The 18969-nt window shown below is 57.1% G+C and carries 15 protein-coding genes and 1 pseudogene; 11 read left to right on the top strand and 5 right to left on the bottom strand.

The window, feature by feature from the left end; genetic code table 11:
* Positions 1–103 precede the first annotated feature (103 nt).
* The gene (locus tag ACO6BQ_RS07820) at positions 104–2008 is read right to left on the bottom strand and encodes a fructose-1,6-bisphosphatase (RefSeq protein WP_489120309.1); all 1905 of its coding nucleotides are present in this window, start codon (positions 2006–2008) and stop codon (positions 104–106) included.
* A gap of 103 nt (positions 2009–2111) precedes the next feature.
* Positions 2112–3653, bottom strand: a complete 1542-nt coding sequence (locus ACO6BQ_RS07815) for an ABC transporter permease/substrate-binding protein (RefSeq protein WP_489120308.1) — start codon at positions 3651–3653, stop codon at positions 2112–2114.
* Positions 3654–4063: 410 nt separating this feature from the next.
* On the opposite strand from ACO6BQ_RS07815, the gene ACO6BQ_RS07810 reads away from it, so the two are divergent.
* Entirely contained in the window at positions 4064–5422 is a 1359-nt protein-coding gene (locus ACO6BQ_RS07810; RefSeq protein WP_489120307.1) for an HAD-IC family P-type ATPase, read from the top strand.
* A gap of 2 nt (positions 5423–5424) precedes the next feature.
* Here the strand turns inward: ACO6BQ_RS07810 and ACO6BQ_RS07805 are convergent, their stop codons facing one another.
* Entirely contained in the window at positions 5425–5574 is a 150-nt protein-coding gene (locus ACO6BQ_RS07805; RefSeq protein ID WP_006692246.1) for a hypothetical protein, read from the bottom strand.
* A gap of 176 nt (positions 5575–5750) precedes the next feature.
* Between ACO6BQ_RS07805 and ACO6BQ_RS07800 the strand changes: the two genes are divergently transcribed.
* From ACO6BQ_RS07800 to ACO6BQ_RS07755, 10 genes are all read left to right on the top strand, one after another.
* A complete protein-coding gene (locus ACO6BQ_RS07800) occupies positions 5751–7121 on the top strand; it encodes a cytochrome ubiquinol oxidase subunit I (protein ID WP_489120306.1) in 1371 nt (456 codons plus the stop codon).
* Positions 7122–7123: 2 nt separating this feature from the next.
* Positions 7124–8140, top strand: coding sequence for a cytochrome d ubiquinol oxidase subunit II (gene cydB, locus ACO6BQ_RS07795; RefSeq protein ID WP_489120305.1), 1017 nt, complete (start codon positions 7124–7126; stop codon positions 8138–8140).
* 5 nt (positions 8141–8145) lie between these two features.
* Positions 8146–9792 (top strand): thiol reductant ABC exporter subunit CydD, encoded by a 1647-nt coding sequence (cydD, locus tag ACO6BQ_RS07790; protein WP_489120304.1) that lies wholly within the window; start codon positions 8146–8148, stop codon positions 9790–9792.
* The gene (locus tag ACO6BQ_RS07785; RefSeq protein WP_489120303.1) at positions 9789–11402 is read left to right on the top strand and encodes an amino acid ABC transporter ATP-binding/permease protein; all 1614 of its coding nucleotides are present in this window, start codon (positions 9789–9791) and stop codon (positions 11400–11402) included. The genes cydD and ACO6BQ_RS07785 overlap by 4 nt, the downstream gene beginning before the upstream one ends.
* Positions 11399–12115, top strand: coding sequence for a tetratricopeptide repeat protein (locus ACO6BQ_RS07780; protein ID WP_489120302.1), 717 nt, complete (start codon positions 11399–11401; stop codon positions 12113–12115). The genes ACO6BQ_RS07785 and ACO6BQ_RS07780 overlap by 4 nt, the downstream gene beginning before the upstream one ends.
* Positions 12116–12196: 81 nt before the next feature.
* Complete coding sequence (locus tag ACO6BQ_RS07775) at positions 12197–12820, top strand: BAR domain-containing protein (RefSeq protein WP_489120301.1); 624 nt, start codon at positions 12197–12199, stop codon at positions 12818–12820.
* A gap of 299 nt (positions 12821–13119) precedes the next feature.
* A complete protein-coding gene (locus ACO6BQ_RS07770; RefSeq protein WP_489120300.1) occupies positions 13120–14145 on the top strand; it encodes a FecCD family ABC transporter permease in 1026 nt (341 codons plus the stop codon).
* A 4-nt stretch (positions 14146–14149) separates the two neighbouring features.
* Entirely contained in the window at positions 14150–14959 is an 810-nt protein-coding gene (locus ACO6BQ_RS07765; protein ID WP_489120299.1) for an ABC transporter ATP-binding protein, read from the top strand.
* Positions 14960–15004: 45 nt separating this feature from the next.
* Positions 15005–15955 (top strand): ABC transporter substrate-binding protein, encoded by a 951-nt coding sequence (locus tag ACO6BQ_RS07760; RefSeq protein WP_489120298.1) that lies wholly within the window; start codon positions 15005–15007, stop codon positions 15953–15955.
* 133 nt (positions 15956–16088) lie between these two features.
* Positions 16089–18068: a TonB-dependent receptor plug domain-containing protein gene (locus ACO6BQ_RS07755; protein ID WP_489120297.1), complete on the top strand. Its 1980-nt coding sequence runs from the start codon at positions 16089–16091 to the stop codon at positions 18066–18068.
* Between the two features lie 18 nt (positions 18069–18086).
* On the opposite strand, the pseudogene ACO6BQ_RS07750 reads toward ACO6BQ_RS07755, so the two are convergent.
* Together ACO6BQ_RS07750 and ACO6BQ_RS07745 are read right to left on the bottom strand one after the other, a co-directional pair.
* A pseudogene (locus ACO6BQ_RS07750) lies at positions 18087–18237 on the bottom strand (secretion protein HlyD).
* Positions 18238–18480: 243 nt separating this feature from the next.
* Positions 18481–18969 (bottom strand): proton-conducting transporter transmembrane domain-containing protein (locus ACO6BQ_RS07745; RefSeq protein WP_489120296.1); only part of this gene is annotated, 489 nt, incomplete at its 5' end.

Below are 18969 nucleotides of genomic sequence, written 5' to 3'. Positions count from 1 at the left end.
GTGCGGGCAAAAAAGATGCGTCAAGATGGCGGTGCTGAATTTATCAGTGCTTCCCATAAGAAAGCCCGCACATCGAATGCAATGTGCGGGCTTTCTTATGCTCTTACTGCGGCTTGATATGCCCCGTCTGATACGCGCGCAGGAGGGCGTGCAGGTCGGCGATCTCGTCCATGATCGCCGCGCCGCGATCCGTGTCGCGCACAAGACAGCTGCGTGCCTGCAGCTCGACCGTCTGCGAGACGGACTCGATGTCGCGGTTCTCGCGCAGTGCCTCACGCACATTCGCCACCGTCTGATGCTGGAGGAGACGCAGCCCGCGCGAGTTGTAGATGAGTGTGTAGCCCGAGATGCCCGTCTTGGAGTGATATGGTGTCGCAAAACCGCCGTCGATGATGATCGCACGACCATTCGCACGCAACGGACTCTCCCCCTTTTTCACCTTGACGGGAACGTGCCCGTTGATGATGTGCCCGTGCTTTGGGTCAAGCCCGAACTCCGCAAGAATTTTCTCGCAGAGTTCCTCCTCCTTGATGAGACGGAAATACGGGTCGGACGGCTCTTTCCACGTCGACTCGTCGGAGATAAAGGAACGCTCAAACGTGGTGAACGAGCGTCCCGAGGTCGGTGCGAGCAGCCCGCACCAGAGGAAGTACATAAAGTCCAACCCTTCCTGCGTGTGTTCGTTCCAAGCCGCACGCGCCTTTTCCTCACAGAAGTCCATCCATGCGCGTCCCGTGTACTCCTCGCCCCTGTATGTAATGGTGCGGAAGCTGCCGTCCTCGTTCATGGGAACACAGCCATGGAACAGGAGGTTGCCGTTGTAGCACATATACATGCTGCCGCGCTCATAGAGATAGTCCACATGGCGTTGGAGTGCCTTGCTCTCAAGGAAATAGGAGCGCAGATCGTCGATGATGTGCCGCTCCTCCTCCGTCAGTTCGTAGCAGTCTGCGCCGTCGTCAATCGTCGGGAAATAGGCACTGTCCAGTTCCACGCGCCGTCCATTGTTCAGTGTGACACAGGATAGGCTGAAGTCAATCTTGTCGAGGAGCAGACGATCCTCCATGCAAAAATCAGGATTGCGTTTGATAAGCCCCCCTTCGAGTTTGAACATCATCATCGAGATCGCACGCTCCGCCGCCTTGATCGGGTTCTCGTCGGGATAGATGCGCGAGGCGAACGTCGAGAGTGGGCGCAGACTGATGCCGTAGCCGCGTTCCAACACGTCTGTGTTACGGTAGCGCAGCGAGTTGCGGATGACCGCCGCGATGCAGACCTCGCTGCCGAGTGCCGCGCCCATCCAGAGCACATCGTGGTTGCCCCACTGGATATCCACGGACGGGTGCTGCATGAGGAGGTCAATGATGCCGTCAGGACGGTCGCCGCGATCGAAGAAGTCGCCGACGATGTGGATGCGCTCGACCGCAAGCCGCTTGACGAGCACGCTGAACGCCTCGATGAAGTCTGCGCCGCCGCCGATCTCCACGATGGTCTCAATCAGCTGTTTGTAGTAGTAGAGCTGCGCCTCATCCAGCTCGGGGCGCGTGCTCAGCAGCTCCACGATGACGGATTCGTAGCGTTTGGGAATGTAGCTGCGCATCTTGCTTGCAGGGAATTTCCAGCTCATGAGTTTGGTCAGCTCGAGCAGATTCGCAATGTTCTGCTGATACCAGATTGCGTCCGCCTTGCCCTCCGCCGTGAGCTGCTCCACCTTCTCGCGCGGATAGTAGATCAGCGTGCAGAACTCCGCCTTCTCCTCCTCCCTCATGCGCTCGCCGAAGCAGTAGTCCACCTTTTCCTTGATGACACCCGAGCAGTTGTTGAGGATATGAAAGAACGAATCGTACGCGCCGTGCAGATCGCTCATAAAGTGCTCCGTACCCTTCGGCAGCATGAGCTGTGACTGCAGGTAGACAATTTTCTCGTAGACGATCTCCTTCGTCGGGTACTTCTCCGCCATCAGACGGAGCACCTTGTCCTGCTCCATCTTGGTCGTGTTTATGCTCATATCGCTTCCTCCTGCGAAATATTTTTACTCTTCTGTATTCTAACATTGAATGGGAGGATTTTCAAGGAATTCCCCCGTTTGCGTGGAGTGCTCAGACACCACCTCAAAGAAGCCCCTTTGCACACAGAAATTCCTCCGCGACTGCGTGCGGTTCCTTCCCCTCGCTCTCAACAGCGTGGTTCATTACCGCCATCTCCTCGTCCGTGATACTGTCCGTCAGCTTCTCCAGTACAGGCACAAGCTCCGGATGCCGCTCCAACACCTCCGCACGCACAACGTTTCCGCAGCGATAGGATGGGAAAAAATTCCGATCATCCGTGAGCACACGCGCATCCGCCGCCGCAAGCTGTCCGTCTGTCGTGAACACAACCATCACATCAATTTGCTTGTTCGCGAGTGCCTGATATTTCAGCCCAATGTCGAGGTCGACCGTGCGGGCAAAATCCAGCCCGTACACCTTGCAGAGCGCAGGATAACCATCCGCGCGTTCAAAAAAATCGTACTCCGCACCAAAGACGAGTTGAGGGGCGACACGGCGCAGGTCAGAATACGTGTGCAGATCGTACTGCTCCGCAATCTCACGCCGCACGGCGATGCCGAACGTATCGTTAAAGCCGTACATCCCGACCCAACGCATCGCAAAACGCCGCTCATATTCCTCGGACAGCTGCGGAAACAGTTCCTCGCTGTATTTTGACTCCTCCTTGAGCACCATGTTCCAGCCCGTTCCCGTATACTCCGGGTAAATGTCGAACGCGCCGCTCTCCATCCCGGGGTGGATATTCGACGTGCCGCCGCCGACGCCCGCTGTGATGCGCGCCTCTAGCCCCGTATCGTGCTCAATCACGAGTTTCAGCATCTCGCCCATAATCAGCTGCTCTGTCATCGGTTTGGTCGCAATGTGGACGACATCCGCCTTGCCGAAGAAACCGTAGGTCACAGTGCTCACGGCAATGAACAGTACGGCAGCTGCCCCCGCATAGGCAGCGCGTACGTTTCCTGTGATGCGTGCGGGGCGTTTCAGCCACGCCTCGACCTGCCCCAGTGCGCCGTCCACCACGAGCGCAAGCACGGCGATCAGGAGGCTCCCCGCAATCGTGAGGGTGGGGTTGTTCGTCGTGATGCCGCGATAGATGGCAACACCGAGACCGCCCGCACCGATAAAGGACGCAATGCCGGCAAGTGCAATCGTCATCGTCGCCATATTGCGAATCCCGGACATAATGACGGGCATCGCAAGCGGAATCTGAACGCGCGTCAGCACATGAAACGCCGAACTGCCCATGCCGATTGCCGCCTCCACAAGCGAGGGCTGTATCTGCGCGAGCCCCGTATGCGTCGCGCGCACCATCGGCAGGAGTGCGTAGATCGTGAGTGCAATGATCGCCGAGCGGTTGCCAATGCCGAAAAACGGAATCAAAAAACCGAGCATCGAAATCGACGGGATCGTATAGAGGAAGTTCACCGTGCCAAGCGTCGGTGTCGCCGCGCGCTCATAACGATGAATGAGGATGCCCGCTGCCCCGCCGAGCACAACGGCGATGCCGATTGCCGCTCCCGAGATCCACAGATGCTCAACCAAAAGCTGTACAAAGAACGCACTGCGTTCTGAAAAGATGGAAAAAACTGCGTGCAATAGCTCCATGTCGGATCTCCAAAATATAATTTACATAATCACAATAACTAGATTATAGGAATCACTGATAAAACAGTCTCTCAGATGGACGTAGATTTTTCGTCCGAATAAAGGAAGCACTGATAAATTCAGCACCGCTGTCTTAGCACATCTTTTTCGCCCTGTCTGTGTCGACAAATCCTCCACATAGCTTTGGCTATGCGTCCGGTTTGTCTCCTTGACAGGACAAAAAATCTGTACCAATCCGACAGACTTCATTTTATCAGCGATTCCTAAAATTGTAGTGCAGAATTTATCAGCGATTCCATACTACCACGCTCTATGCAAAGCGAGCAAGATCCCCTCGAAGAGATTTGTCACATCCCCGCGCCTGTGCTATAATGCCCGTGTAAAAGTAACAGGACAGGAGTTGAACGTCCTTGAAAAAAATGTTTTCTTCATTCTTTCATTTTATCGCAAGCGTCGTTCTTGCGGCAGGAGCTGCGGGATACTGGTACATCGCGGGCGACATCACAGTCGAAGCAGCGTCCGAAATTTTTCTCGGGGTCTTTCTCACCGCTTCACCGCTCCCCTTTATTGTCTCGCGCATGCTCATTGCACTGCGCATCAAACGCCGTCTGCGTGACTCCGCCATTGTGTGCAGCCGCATGGGGGCACTGACGGAGCTGCTGCATGTCGACACGATTGCATTCAACCGCAACGGCACACTCACCGAGGGCAACGTCTTCATCTCCGCGCTTGTACCCGAGGGTATGACGCAGGGCTCCCTCCTCGCACTTGCCGCGAGTGCCGAGCGCGAGGCAACACATCCCTACGCCCACGCGCTCTATGACACAGCTGTCCAGCGCGGCCTGCATCTCCAACGTCACTCTGCCGCGCACGAGACGGAGAGCTTCGGCGTTGAGGCACTGATTGCCCGCACCCCCGTACGCGTCGGCAAGAAGGAGTGGCTGCAGGAGGAAAATATCGAAATCAGCGCAGCTCTCCTCACGCGCGCCGATCAGCTCGCCACGAGTGGGCAGACCCCCCTCTTCGTCAGCTCAAGCAAGTACGCGCGCGGCATCATCGCCGTCCGCGACGATGTGTGCGCCGAGGTGCGGCGCGCCCTGAACGCACTCAAGGAGCGCGGACTCAGCCTCATCCTCCTCACAGGTGAGACGAAACGTCTCGCAAACGCGACAGCCAAGGAGCTGCGCATCAACGAGGTGCGCTCCGATCTCACGGGCACGGACAAGGCACGCGAGATCCGCCTCCTCCAATCGCGCGGCTCTGTCGTCGCGATGGTCGGCGATCCGATGGCAGATCAGGCGGCACTGCGTGCAGCAGACATCAGCATCGGCTGCCCCTCCTCGTTTGAGAAACCATCGTTGGAGCAGGAGGAGGACGCGCCGCACGATCCTCTGCACGAGGAGCTGCTGCGCGGACCGGACGGCGGCGAAGCAGCAAGCGAGATCGAGCCGCTCATGTCCCCCGAGGATGCCGCCTACTTCAAGGCACAGGCTCTCCGCAATCAAGGACACTCCACGAACTTCACTCCCGACATCACACTCGACAGCGAGGGACTTCCGAGTCTCGTCACACTCTGGGACACCTGCAACGCTGCACGCGCACGCACGAAGCAGAACCGCCTGCTGAGCGTGCTCTTCCTCCTCATCTTCACATTGGCATCCGCAGGTGTCTTCACCGTCCTTGATGCTGCGATTCTCCCCTATTCATTTGTCACCGGCGCACTTGTTCTCCTGCTTATCCTTCTTATTGTGAATGCGCTTCGAGAATGAGATTAAGGAAGCACTGATAAATTCAGCACTGCCATCTTGGCACATCTTTTCCGCCCTCTCTGTGTCGACAAATCCTCCACATAGCCTTTGCTATGCGTCCGGTTTGTCTCCTTGACAGGGCGAAAAATCTGTACCAATCTGACAGACTTCATTTTATCAGCGATTCCTTAACAAATATTTATTCCTAAATAAGTAAAAATATTCGCCTAACTTGTATTTCATATTGACCTATGATATAATTCACGAATCGAGGTCTTTTGTCACGATTGAAGCGACAGAAGACGGTGCTGTTATTATCATGGGTATTTTATTTAGGAGGGGTTTGGAAATGGAAGAAGTGCTGCTGTCACGATGGCAGTTTGCAATCACCACCATCTATCACTTTCTCTTCGTCCCCGTCACCCTCGGCATGGCGATCTTTGTCGCCCTGCTCGAGACGTGCTACGTGCGGACGAAGAAACCGGAGTGGAAGAAGACATGCCGAAAACTTGTGCATTTCTTCGGTACGCTCTTTCTCATCAATTTCGCGATGGGTGTCGTCACAGGTATCGTGCAGGAGTTCCACTTCGGCATGAACTGGTCGGAGTACGCACGCTTCATGGGCGATATCTTCGGCGCACCTCTGGCACTTGAGGCACTGACCGCATTCTTCCTGGAGTCGACGTTCCTCGGCATCTGGATGTTCGGCTGGGATAAGCTCTCAGAAAAGGCGCATCTGGCGTGCATCTGGCTTGTCGCACTCGGCAGCAATCTGTCGGCGTTCTGGATTCTCGTCGCGAACTCCTTCATGCAGCACCCCGTCGGCTATACGCTGGCGAACGGCCGCGCGGAGATGGCAAGCTTCTTTGAGCTTATCACGAATCACTACATCATCGGCGAGCAGTCGCACACGATCTTTGCGGGCATAACGACGGCAGGCTTTGTCGTTATGGCAGTTTCGGCTTGGAAGCTGCTCCACGATGAGGAGTCGCGCTATCCCTTTACGCAGGCCCTTAAGGCAGGTGCGCTCTACACAATGGTCGGCGTGGTCGGTGTCATCGCCAGCGGTCACCTGCACACGCAGTATCTCGCACAGGCAAGCCCGATGAAGCTCGCTGCGATGGAGGCACTCTGGGAGACGGAGGATCCCGCACCGTTCGCTGTGCTCGCCTATCCGAACATGGAGAAGGGGCACAACGATTTCGAGATCACGATCCCCTATATGTTCACGATTATGGTGCATGACAGCACCCAGGGCGAAGTGCGCGGCATCAACGACCTCCAAAAAGAGGCTGTTGAAAAGTACGGCCCTGGTGACTACCGTCCGCATGTAACGATGCTGTTCTATGCGTTCCGTGCGATGGTTGGCGCGGGCTTCTTCATGGTGCTCGTTTCGTTCGTCGTCTTCTATCTGGCGAAAAAGGACAAGCTGTTCTCGGCAAAGAAGCTGCTCTATGCGCTCCCGTGGCTCGTCGTCGTCCCCTTTATCGCAAATTCCTGCGGCTGGATTGTCGCGGAGATGGGGCGTCAGCCATGGCTCGTCGTCGGACTCCAAAAGACGGTGGACGGTGTCTCGCCAAATCTCACCTCGGCTGAGATCATGATCTCGATGATCGGGTTCACGGTGCTCTACCTGCTGCTCCTGATCACGGCGCTCTATCTCGCCTTCCGCTTCATCCACCGCACGCAGATCACACCTGCCATCGAAGGAGGGAAGTAAGAATGGACTACAATATTCTCTGGTTCGTACTCATCGTCGTCCTCTTCACGGGATTCTTCTTCCTTGAGGGATTCGACTACGGTGTCGGCACACTTCTCACGCTTCTCTCTGACAAAGAGAGTGACCGTTCGCAGGTCATCCGTACGATCGGTCCCGTCTGGGACGGCAATGAGGTCTGGATGATTACGGCGGGCGGCGCGACCTTCGCAGCATTCCCGCATGTCTATGCCACGATGTTCAGCACGTTCTATCTCGCGCTCTTCCTCATGCTGCTTGCGCTCATTCTGCGCGGTGTCGCATTCGAGTTCCGTCATCAGCGTTCGGACGACGCATGGCAGCGCTACTGGTCGTATGCGATTGCCTTCGGCAGCATCGTCCCCGCATTCCTCTGGGGCGTTGCGGTCACGAATCTGATTGCAGGTCTGCCCATCGGTGCAGACAAGATTTATCAGGGCAATTTCTTTGACCTCCTGACCCCCTACACGGTGGTCGGCGGTGCGACCTTCGTCGCGGTCTTTGCCTTCCATGGTGCGGCATTCCTGCGTCTGCGCCTCACGAGCACCTATCTCCTCGACCGCGCCCGCGTGCTCGGTCTGAAGTTCGGTGTCGTTGCGGCACTCCTCTACGTGCTCTGCATGATTCTCACATACGTTGAGACGGATCTCTATGCCAGCTCGCTTGCCGCCGGTGCGCTCGTCTTCTCAGCGGCAGCATTTGTCGCAGGGCTCGGTGTCATGTACAAGGGAGCGCAGCTGCCCGCATTCGTACTCGGCAGTCTTGCCATCGTCGGCACGACGGTCGGCTTCTTCGCAGGGCTTTTCCCGCGCCTCATGGTTTCGAGTCTGAACTCGGGTTGGAGTCTCACGATCTACAACGCATCCTCGACGGAGTACACGCTGTCCATTATGACGATTGCGGCACTGATCTTTGTTCCGGTTGTTCTCTGCTATCAGATCTGGACGTACTACATCTTCCGCAAGCGCATTTCACCAAATGACGGCGGACATCAGGCATATTAGTCACAATGAAAAAAAAGAAGTCCATTCTACTCTCTGCAATTCGCACACAACGACACAGCGTCCTCATACGCGCGGTGATTGAACTCCTCCACGGAGGGCTCACCGTCGCGGCGGCATGGGAGACTGCCGTCATTGTCAATACGGTATTCATAGAGCGCGGCGGACTTGCCGAAACAGCATCAGATCTTCTGATGCTGTTTTTGTGCGTCCTCTCTATGGCACTTCTGCGCCTCCCCAAGAGCCGTATCGAGGCACAGCTCTCCTATCGCGTACGCCTCTTTGCACGCACAGCCCTCCACGAGGCAATACTCCTGCATGGACGTAGTTCCTCCGGTGCGCTGACACTCACGCTGGAGCGTGTCGATGCACTTGATCCATTCTTCCACACGGTGCTGCCCACGATGATTGCGGGTGCAGTTCTCATCCCTCTGATCCTCATTGTGACGGCGTTTGCAGACCCACTCTCGGCACTGCTCTTCCTCGTGACACTGCCGATTGCACCGTTCCTGCTCTTCCTCATCGGAAAGGCAACGCGCCGTGCGAGCGAACGTCAGTGGGACAAGATGCAGTCGCTCACAAACGGTTTCGGCGAGCTCATACGTGCGGCGATGACGCTCAAGATCTTTCGTCGCATCGACGCGGAGGGCGCATATCTCGCGCACATGAGCCACAGCTTCGCCGAGGCATCGCTCTCCGTCCTGCGCCTCGCCTTTGTCTCCGCATTCGCACTGGAGCTGATTACCACACTCTCGATTGCGCTCATTGCCGTCTCCATCGGTCTACGTCTGCTCGATGGCATGATGACATTCCAGGCGGCATTCTTCGTGCTCATCCTTGCACCGCTGTTCTATCAGCCGCTGCGTGAGGGCGGCATTGCATTCCATGCGGCGATGGACGCAAAGACGGCAGAGACAGCACTCCTCCCCTATGTTGACCTCCCCTCCCCCACGGACGGCGCACGCAGTCAGATCCTTTCACCGCCCTCCGTGCATACGGAAAACCTCTGCTACCGCTACCCTCTGACCGAGGAGGAAGTACTCACCGCACTGAATCTCTCATTTCCCGCAGGAAAGTCTACGGTGCTCGCCGGAGCGAGCGGCATTGGCAAGTCGACGCTGCTCCTCCTACTTGCGGGTCAGATTGCACCGTCAGAGGGCAAAATCGTGCTTTCGGACGGCGCAGGTGAGGGAAATTCATTCGACCTTGCGCAGCTCTCCGAGAAAACGCGCACGCATCTCATCACATATGTCCCGCAGGAGCCGCATATCTTTACGGCCCCCCTCGCGGAGAACGTCAGTCTCTGGCTGGAAGATGCCACGGACGAAGCCGTCTCTGCGGCACTTGAGGCTGCTGCTCTCGGCGACTTTCTGCACGCACTGCCCGAGGGACTTCGGACACCGCTCGGAGCGGGTGGACATCCGCTCTCTGCAGGGGAGCGTCACCGTCTCGGGCTTGCGCGTGCCTTTTTCCAGAACCGTCCGATTGTATTGCTTGATGAGATTACGGCAGGACTTGACGGGGATACCGAAGCCCTTGTCATTGACGCACTCACGCGCTTCGCGCATCATCGCACGTTGATTCTGACATCGCACCGCCCCGCCCTCATCGCATGGGCGGATCGAGTCATCACATTGGGAGGTGGAGACGTATGACGGCAGCACTCTTTCGCCTGCTTGCAGTTGCGGCTCCAAGCAAGGCACTGCCTGCACTGCTTGCGGGGGTACTTGCGGCGGGTGCGGGCATCGCCCTCATCGGTACGGCTGCGTGGATCATCGCAAGCGCGGCACTGCAGCCGCCTCTCTCTGCGCTTGCGCTTGCAATTACGATGATGCGCGCCTGTGGAATCGGACGCGCCGTCTTCCGCTACCTCGACCGTCTGCTCTCTCATCGCCTTGCATTTGCCTGCTATGAGGATTTCCAGCAGGCAACCTACCGCCGCTCTGCTGCGGTGATTCCTCTGCGGGAAGGCAACGTTCGCGAGGGGGAGTTTCTGCACGATCTCCTGACAGGCTGCGAAACACTGCGTGACTTCTACCTGCGCACCGTTCCGCAGCCGCTCATTGCCGGCATCCTCACCGCAGCAATCTGTGCTGCGCTGCTCCCGCTCAGTTCACTTGGCGTACTGCTCATTGTCCTTCTCTATCTCCTCCATCTCACCCTGCCCCATCTGCTCCACCGCAGCGATCTGCGCATGGAGAGTACCGTCTATCGCAGTGTCCTCCTCGACCGTCTCGACGGACGTACGGAGCTCGCGGCGGCGGGTACACTCACACGAACGCAGGGACAGCTTGACTGCGCAGCAGAGGATTTTCAGCAAAAACAGAATGAAAAACGCACGAAACGCGAGCGGCTGTTCACGCTCCTCGATGTCCTGCGTGTCACGGTCTGGATTCTCCTGATTGTTCTGCTTACGCCGTGCGTCGCGGACGGGACATTGACGGGTGTGCGGTACGCCGTCTGGGTACTCGTCCTCGAAGCCGTGCTCAGCGAGTATCGCCCTCTGCCCGCCGCAAGCCTCGGCGCAGTCGAATCGGTGCGGGCGGCGGAGACAATCCTGTCCGTACCGCAAGCCGCTCCCGCAGAAAATGTGTCTACGGCTCCCCCACCCGTTGAAACGTCCTCCCCTCTGATTGCGGCGAAGAACATTACATTTGGCTACCATCCCTCCGTTCCCATCGTGCGCGAACTCTCCTTTACGATTCGACGCGGGGAGCACACAGCAATCATCGGTGAGAGCGGCGCAGGCAAGACCACGCTCGCAAGCCTCCTCCTGCGCCTCTGGGAGCCCGACAGTGGTACAATCTCATATGGAGGAGTACCGCATACCGCCCTTTCTGCCGACGCATCACGCGCTCTCTTTGGAGCTTCCCTGCAGGGGAGCTATCTCTTCAGCACATCGACGCGCGACAACTTCCTGCGTCTGCATGCGGATATGGATGAGCAGCGGATGTGGAATGCACTGGAGACGGCGCAGCTTGCCGATGTGGTACGGGCACTTCCTGCCGGGTTGGACGAACCTCTGGGAGCGAATGCCGCACGGCTCTCGGGCGGACAGCGCAGCCGCCTTCTCTCGGCGCTCGCTCTTGCCTCCGATGCCCCGCTGCTCCTCCTCGATGAACCCACAGCAGGACTGGATGCGGAACGTGGTACTCGCCTGATTGAGGGCGTGCTCGCGGCACTCGATGCACGCGGCGGTACGCTCATCGTCATCACGCACGACCTTCCCCTTTTAGACCGTATGAAACAGGTGATAGAACTATGACACAGGAACGCTTTCACGAACTCATCCACGTTGTTTTGGATCGCCTCGGAGCGGCAGCCCCGCCGCACGAGCTCTTTGCAGGCGGTGTGGAGGACTGGCACGCACGCGCACGCCTTGCCCACTTCCTCGCACAGACCGAAGAATACCGTGCCGAAGCCTTGGAGCTCTTTCTGAGCGTCGTCGACGCAGAGCCGAACGAGGAGCTTGCACAGGATGTAGAGGAAAAAGTCTATGCCATGCAGGGGCTAAGTGCCCTCGAAGCGGCGGACAAGGCGACCCAGGAAGCTGCGCTTGAGCACATCAACCTGGCGATCGAATGTGCCGAATCCACGGATTTCCTCTACAAGTACATCCTGCGCGGCGAACTCTGGGCGGATCGCTGGAATCTCATGCACAAGCGGCGCATGACCGAGGAAGCGGAGGCGGAGGCAGATGAGCGCATTGCCGCCTTTGACGGCCTTGCGGAGGCGGTGCCGCACAACTCTTATCTCTACTACGGCTATCGCTTCAAGGCGCACCTTGCCGCCGAGCGCGGCGTCGTTCTCATCGCAAAGGACTATATGCACATGGCAATTCACGCGATGGAGATTCCTCCCGCCTACGAGCAGGTACTTGCGGATGCCTTTGCCGCGACACATGAAAATGCCCCGTGGATTCTGCGTGAAATCGACCGCGCGACACCGAATCCAGAGAGACTGCACTGGGATATATAGAAGCCGCTGATAACTTCAGCCCAATCTGGCAGACTTTGGGAAGCACTGATAAATACCTATATGTCAACGATGAGGAAGGTCTTGCCCGCCATCTGTTTCGCACTCTTTACGAGCGTCACTCTCATGGGTTGCGGCGGGAACGATCCGAATGTTGATGTCCATGCACTCGCGGAGGGAATCGGTCACGGTGATACCGCTGCGATGAAGGATTTCAAGCTGACAGGCGACGATGCCAAGCCCATCAGTGAGGTCTTCATCAAAGAGCTCGGGAAGAGTCTCAGCGCAACGCAGGAAGGAATGGACAGTGCCCAGAAGATCATGGGTGACAAACTCAAAGAACTGAAGATCAAGACGGAGGTCGTATCCAAGAGCGATAATTCCGCTAAGGTCAAGATCACGACCGACTACATTGAATTCGCTTCCGTCATGATGGGTTCAATGCAAAAGATGGAAAAAGAGATCGAGAAGATGGATCCAAACGATATGTCAGCTCTTGACAAGTTCGGTGATATGTATCTGAAGCTGTTCTCCGACGACATGAAGAATGCCAAGGTTGCGGGACAGCAGTCCTTCGAAATCGATGTCAAAAAGGACAAGGACACTGGCAAATGGGTGCCCGGTGATGTTGGCAAGTTCCAGGAAGACCTTGCGCGCTATATGCTCTTCAAGGGCGGCGACGACTCCATCCTGGATGAGATGAAATAACAAACGTTCCAGTACACAAATCGCTAACAAAAGTCAAACGATAAAATCAAAAGCGCTGCTGCACGAAAGCAAAAATATCCTCATGCGCAGTGCTTTTTTCTGTGTAAATTTTGAGTTGACAAGAGAAATGCAATACTGTATTCTAGCGACAGATAGATGAAGGAACGATTATAAACACGGTCGTTGTCGCTTGCGGTATCGACCGTATTACGGGCAAAGAAAAAGGGGGATTCCCTTTTTCTTTTACCTATCAATTGATAATAATTGTATGTCTCATATTCTTACAGCATGGAGATTCTATGGAACCATCGGGAAAAAACCTCCCCACCGACATTCATCCGCGTACACTGCTGCGGCGGCTGGCACTTGGCATCGGCTTCCTCGCACTCATTGGTGCACTGCTTACGAGTGCCTCATTGGGCGCGGTCGAGATCGCCCCGCGCGATATTCTTCCGACACTGCTCGGAAACGGCGCACCGGAGGACTACCGCATTCTCTATCATATCCGTCTGCCGCGCATCGTCACAGGCGCGCTCACAGGCATCAATCTTGCACTCGCAGGCTGTATCCTGCAGGGCATTCTGAAAAATCCGCTCGCCGATCCGGGCATCATCGGTGTCTCCGCAGGAGCCGGACTTGCTGCCATGTGCATCATGATCCTGCTACCTGCCGAGACGAAGTTCGTCCCACTCGGCGCCTTCATTGGAGCGATGATTGCCGTAGCGCTCGTCTTTGCCCTCTCATGGGAAAACGGCGTGCATCCAATGCGCATGGTACTTGCAGGTGTCGCCATCGCCGCTTTTTTCGGCGGAGCGATGACTGCACTGATGGTATTCTACTCCGATCGCGTGCAGGGCACGGTGAACTGGATGGCAGGAGGGTTCGCGGGGCGCAGCTGGAGCCATGCGGAGATGGTACTCCCTTACACACTCATCGGCATTGCCGGAGCGCTGCTCGGCAGTCGCTGGCTGAACGCCCTGCAGCTCGGTGAGGAGACGGCACGGAGCCTCGGCGTGAATGTCGCACGCGCCCGCCTTGTCCTCCTCGTGCTTGCCGCGCTGCTCGCCGCATCCGCTGTCAGTGCTGCAGGCATGCTCGGCTTTGTTGGACTCGTCGTGCCGCATATCGTGCGCCTCCTGACCGGCTCTGACTTTGACTGGCTCCTGCCGGCGTCAGCACTCTGGGGGGCAGCGCTTGTCGCCGGTGCGGATGCTGCGGCACGCGTCGCCTTTGCACCGGTCGAAGTTCCGGTCGGCGTATTCATGTCCTTTCTGGGCGCGCCGTTCTTCCTCTACCTGCTCAAAAAGAGCATGCGAAGGGAGTGACGTTATGGAAGAACTGCTGCGGGCACACGCGCTTTCGCTCGGCTACGGAAGCACGGAGATCATACATGCTGTCGATGTCTGCATACACCGCGCAGAGATCGCTGCAATCATCGGCCCCAACGGCTCAGGCAAGTCGACACTTCTAAAGGCTCTCGCCCGCCTCCTCAAGCCGCACAGCGGGACAATTGAGTTCCTGGGAACGGATATATGGAGAAAAAGCGAACGGGATATTGCACAGAAGATCGCCTTCCTGCCCCAGAGTGCAGAACCGCCCGGCGATATTACAGTACTCGACCTCGTTCGCATGGGACGCCTGCCTCATCGAAAATTCTGGGACATGTTCTCCAAAGAGGACGAGGAAATATGTCGTGAGGCGTTGACACGAACAGGCATGGAGTCCCTCGCCATGCGTCCAATCCGCGCGCTCTCCGGCGGCGAACGTCAGCGTGCGCGTCTTGCGATGGCACTTGCACAGCAGCCGGAGGCACTGCTCCTCGACGAGCCGACCACGTATCTCGACATCCGCCATCAGCTCGCGCTCATGGAGCTCGTGGAAAATCTCCACGAAACGCTCGGTCTCACTGTCATTATGGTGCTGCACGACCTCAACCAAGCCGTGCGCTATGGTGAACGCCTCATTGCCGTTCGCGCGGGCAAGATCATCGCGGACGGATCCCCAAACGACGTCTTCACGCGCGAACTCGTGCGTGATCTCTACGGTGTCGAGAGCCGCGTCAGCGATGTTGAGATCGCTGGGCGGCACACGAAACTCTGCCTCCCGGAGCGCGTTGCGCGGAAGGCACACGAACATTGAGCGCCGAAATCCAACAGGATGGCTTTATCGTTTTTGGAGGTGTTTATGCGAAAAATCGGTATCATTGCGGCATTTCTCTGTCTCGCGGCAGCCGCACTCTTTCTCCTCTGGCCGCAGGAGCAGGCATCGCCGGAGCAAAAGGAACGCACGGTGACGGACAGCACGGGGCGCACGGTCACACTTCCGTCGCATCCGCAGCGCGTTGTCATCCTCAACCCGTCGAACCTCGACCTCTACGTCGCAGCGGGCGGCGCCGACAACATCGTTGGAAAGCCGACCTCGCAGGTGCTCTCGGAGACGGTCAAGGAAAAAACAGCAGCCGCAGAGGAGGTCGGCATTATACACCAGCCCGACATTGAGAAGATCCTCGCGCTGCAGCCCGATCTCGTCATCGGCACAAACGTCCCCTTCCATACGGGACTCGTGGAGACACTTGGCAATGCCGGCGTACCGCTCTACATACAGGCGCTCGACGACGTCCCTTCCCTACTCTCCACACTTGATTTCTATGGGAAACTCACAGGACATGAAGAGGACGCACGTGCACAGGCAGCAGTGATTCAGGAGAAGCTCGATGCTGTAAAGACGCGCGCGGAGGGCCGCACACCACCAAAGAATCTCCTCGTCTTCGGTTCGCCCGACAGCTTTAACATGGGCACATCGAAATGCTTTACCGGCGGTCTGATCGACATGCTCGGCGGCGGCAATATTGCCGACCGGGCAGAGGGGGACGGCGGTTATCTGCCTCTCTCCATGGAGTTCGTCGCGCGCGAGAATCCCGCCGTGATCTTCATCATCGTGCACGGTCCCGCAGAGACGCTCGAACCCAAGATGCGCCGCGACCTGCAGGAGAGCGAGGCATGGGCAGATGTCGACGCTGTAAAGAACGGGCGTGTCTATGTACTCCCGTACGAACTCTTCGCCGTGAATCCCGGCGTCCGCGCCGCGGATGCACTCCAGACGATCGCGGATATCATGTATCCAACGCCGCAGTGAAGGGAGTGATTGACAAAGGAAAAAACGTGCTTTCAGGAGAGCAAAACGATGCGGCAGCGGCGATGTGCAAAAATTTCGCACGTGAAGTTTTTGCACACGCCATGTTTGATATATAGTGATAGGAGATAGAACAATGTTACACAAGCACACGCGGAAGAGCATTCTTCTGACCGCAGCCGTACTGAGTACAGTAACCGTGCCCGCCTGCGCAGCCGCTCGCGATGGTGGAACATCTGTCGTTACAGATAACGTCATTGTCACAGCGTCCCGCACGGAGCAGGAGGTCAAGGAGACACCAAGCGCCGTCGAGGTCATCACGCGCGCAGACATTGACAAGATGGGCGCAGAGAGCCTCGCACAGGCACTGAAGCTCGCGCTCGGCATCGACATACAGGAAAACGCAATGGTCGGCAATCGCTCCGCCCTCCGCGGCATGAACACGAACCAGACGCTCATCCTCATCGACGGGCGCCGTGTCCGTACGGAGAACACGAGTGAGACGATGAACTACTATGAGCTGCAGCGCGTCAACATGGACGACGTGGAACGGATCGAGATCGTGCGCGGCGCGGTCAGCTCCCTCTATGGCTCAGAAGCGCTCGGCGGCGTCATCAACGTCATTCGGAAGCGCCCCGCCGAGGCGCAGACCTCTGTTACGCTCGACTGGACAACGCGCCAGAACGATCAAGGCCTCCGCCTCGACTCCGGCAAGGTGGGCAAATGGGCATTCAGCACGAGCTTCAAGCACATGGGCGTGCGGGAGCGCGGCACGGACAGCGTCAGCAATATGTACGGTAAGAAGTATTTCTTCAACATCGACGGCCGTATGGAGATAACAAAGGACAAACATCTCGATGTCTTCTTTGATTATCTGAAGGAAGACCTCGATATGAAGGACTCTGCCACGCAGAAAACAACCTACGACCATGACCGCATCACGACGGGCGCAAAGTATTCGGGACGCGACAGCCGCGGCGACTATGAGATGCAGGTATACTATACCTATTTCGACAAAAACCAGCGGACAAGAAAACGTGCCGACAGCGCACTCAGCAGCTTTGACGATATGACGTACAATTCGCTGATCTTTGACGGCAGGCGTTCCATGCAGCTCGCCCCGAACCACCTGATGACCGTCGGCGGCGAATACCGCAAGGAGGACTATGAAAGTACACGCATCAAAGGCTCCAGGACAACAACGCTTGAGGGTGTGACCAATCAGCTCGGCGGCAGCTCGATGGATTTTGCCGCACTTTATGTGCAGGATGAGTGGCTCGCCGGCCCGCGCTGGACGATCATCCCGTCTGTGCGCTGGGATCACAGCGACGTATTCGGCAGCGAGGTGACGGGTAAGCTCGGCACAACTTACAAAATGAGCAAAGGACTGCGCTTCAAGGCGAATGTTGGCACTGCCTACCGCGCTCCGACGGCAAGCGAACTCTACTTTGACTGGCGGCATACACCTGCTGCGCGGGTGAATGTCCATATTGTTGGAAATCCCAATCTGAAGCCCGAAAAGGCGCTGAACTTCGACCTTGGAATCGAGGGCGAGCGCGGCAAGACCTTCGGTAAGCTCACGTACTTCCACAACAAAGTGGAAGACTTGATCAACGTCAATGTAGTCAATACCGTCATCCCCGGTCCCCCGCCGCCTAGGATCCTCTCAACCGGTACATATCAGAACATCGACAGCGCCACGATACAGGGCATCGAGCTTGAGGCGAAACAGGATCTCGGCAGCGGCTTCGCCCTGCGTGGGCTCTATACCTACCTCGACGCACAGGACGATAAGACTAACACGCGCCTGATGGGACGCGCCCGCCACAAGGCGAGCCTCCAGCTCAGCTACGATGACCCGCGGCATGGCTGGAACGCAACACTCTGGCAGGACTGGATCTCAGGCTACCGCTATGCGGAGCAGGTCGGCAGAGGCAGGGCTGCGCGCACCGTTTATAAGGACGCGGCTCTCGCACTCACGAACTTCGTTGTTACCAAGAAGTTCAACGAGCAGTTCAGCGCCTACCTCGGTATTGACAACATCTTCGACAAGGAGAGCGACGCGCTCGCCTACGACGGCCGCATCTGGCGCGGCGGCGTACGCATGACCTTCTAAACAGACACAGTAAAGCAATTAAGGAAGCACTGATAAATTCAGCCGCGCCATCTTGACGCATCCTTTTCGCCCTGCCTGTGTCAACAAATCCTCCACATAGCGGGCGGCTATGCGTCCGGTTTGCCTCCTTGTTCGGACGAAAAATCTGCGCCAATCTGACGGACTTCATTTTATCAGCGATTCCTTAAAAATGGGGCTGCTGCACATTCTTTTCGTGCAGCAGCCCCATTTTCAATTGCTTTAGGAAGCACTGATAAATTCAGCACTGCCATCTTGGCGCATCCTTTTCGCCCTGCCTGTGTCAACAAATCCTCCACATAGCGGGCGGCTATGCGTCCGGTTTGCCTCCTTGTTCGGACGAAAAAATCTACGCCAATCTGACGGACTTCATTTTATCAGCGATTCCTTGAGTTTATCTCATAAACGTATAGACCGCAACATTGCTGAAGATCGAGAGGGGCTCCGCCCAGACACCGATGATGAGGGAAAAGGCGACGGCAATGACGCCCATCGCACTTGCCGGCAGCGGTAGACGCAGACGCTCCTCGATCACCTTCTCCCCCTCCTCGACATCGCGGAACATCTCCTTGATGACGAGCAGGTAGTAGTAGACGGACATCATCGACATGACAAAGCCGACACCTGCGAGCCAGAGATAGCCCGCGTCGATCGCCGCCGAGAAAATATAGATTTTCCCAACGAAGCCCGCCGTCGGAGGGATGCCCGCCATCGTGAGCAGGGCGACCATCAGGATGCCCGCCGGCAGCAGAGAGTCCTTCGCAAGTCCGCGCACATTCGTAAAGTCCGCGCCGCCGCGTTTCGTCTCAAGGTAGGATACCGTGACAAACGCGCCGACATTTGCGAAGACGTAGACCATCGTATAGAAGAGCACCGCCTTGAT

Source organism: Centipeda sp. (in: firmicutes) (assembly GCF_057271695.1).
The sequence above is the reverse complement of the archived record's forward strand: the minus strand, read 5'-3'. Positions and strand labels throughout refer to the sequence as shown.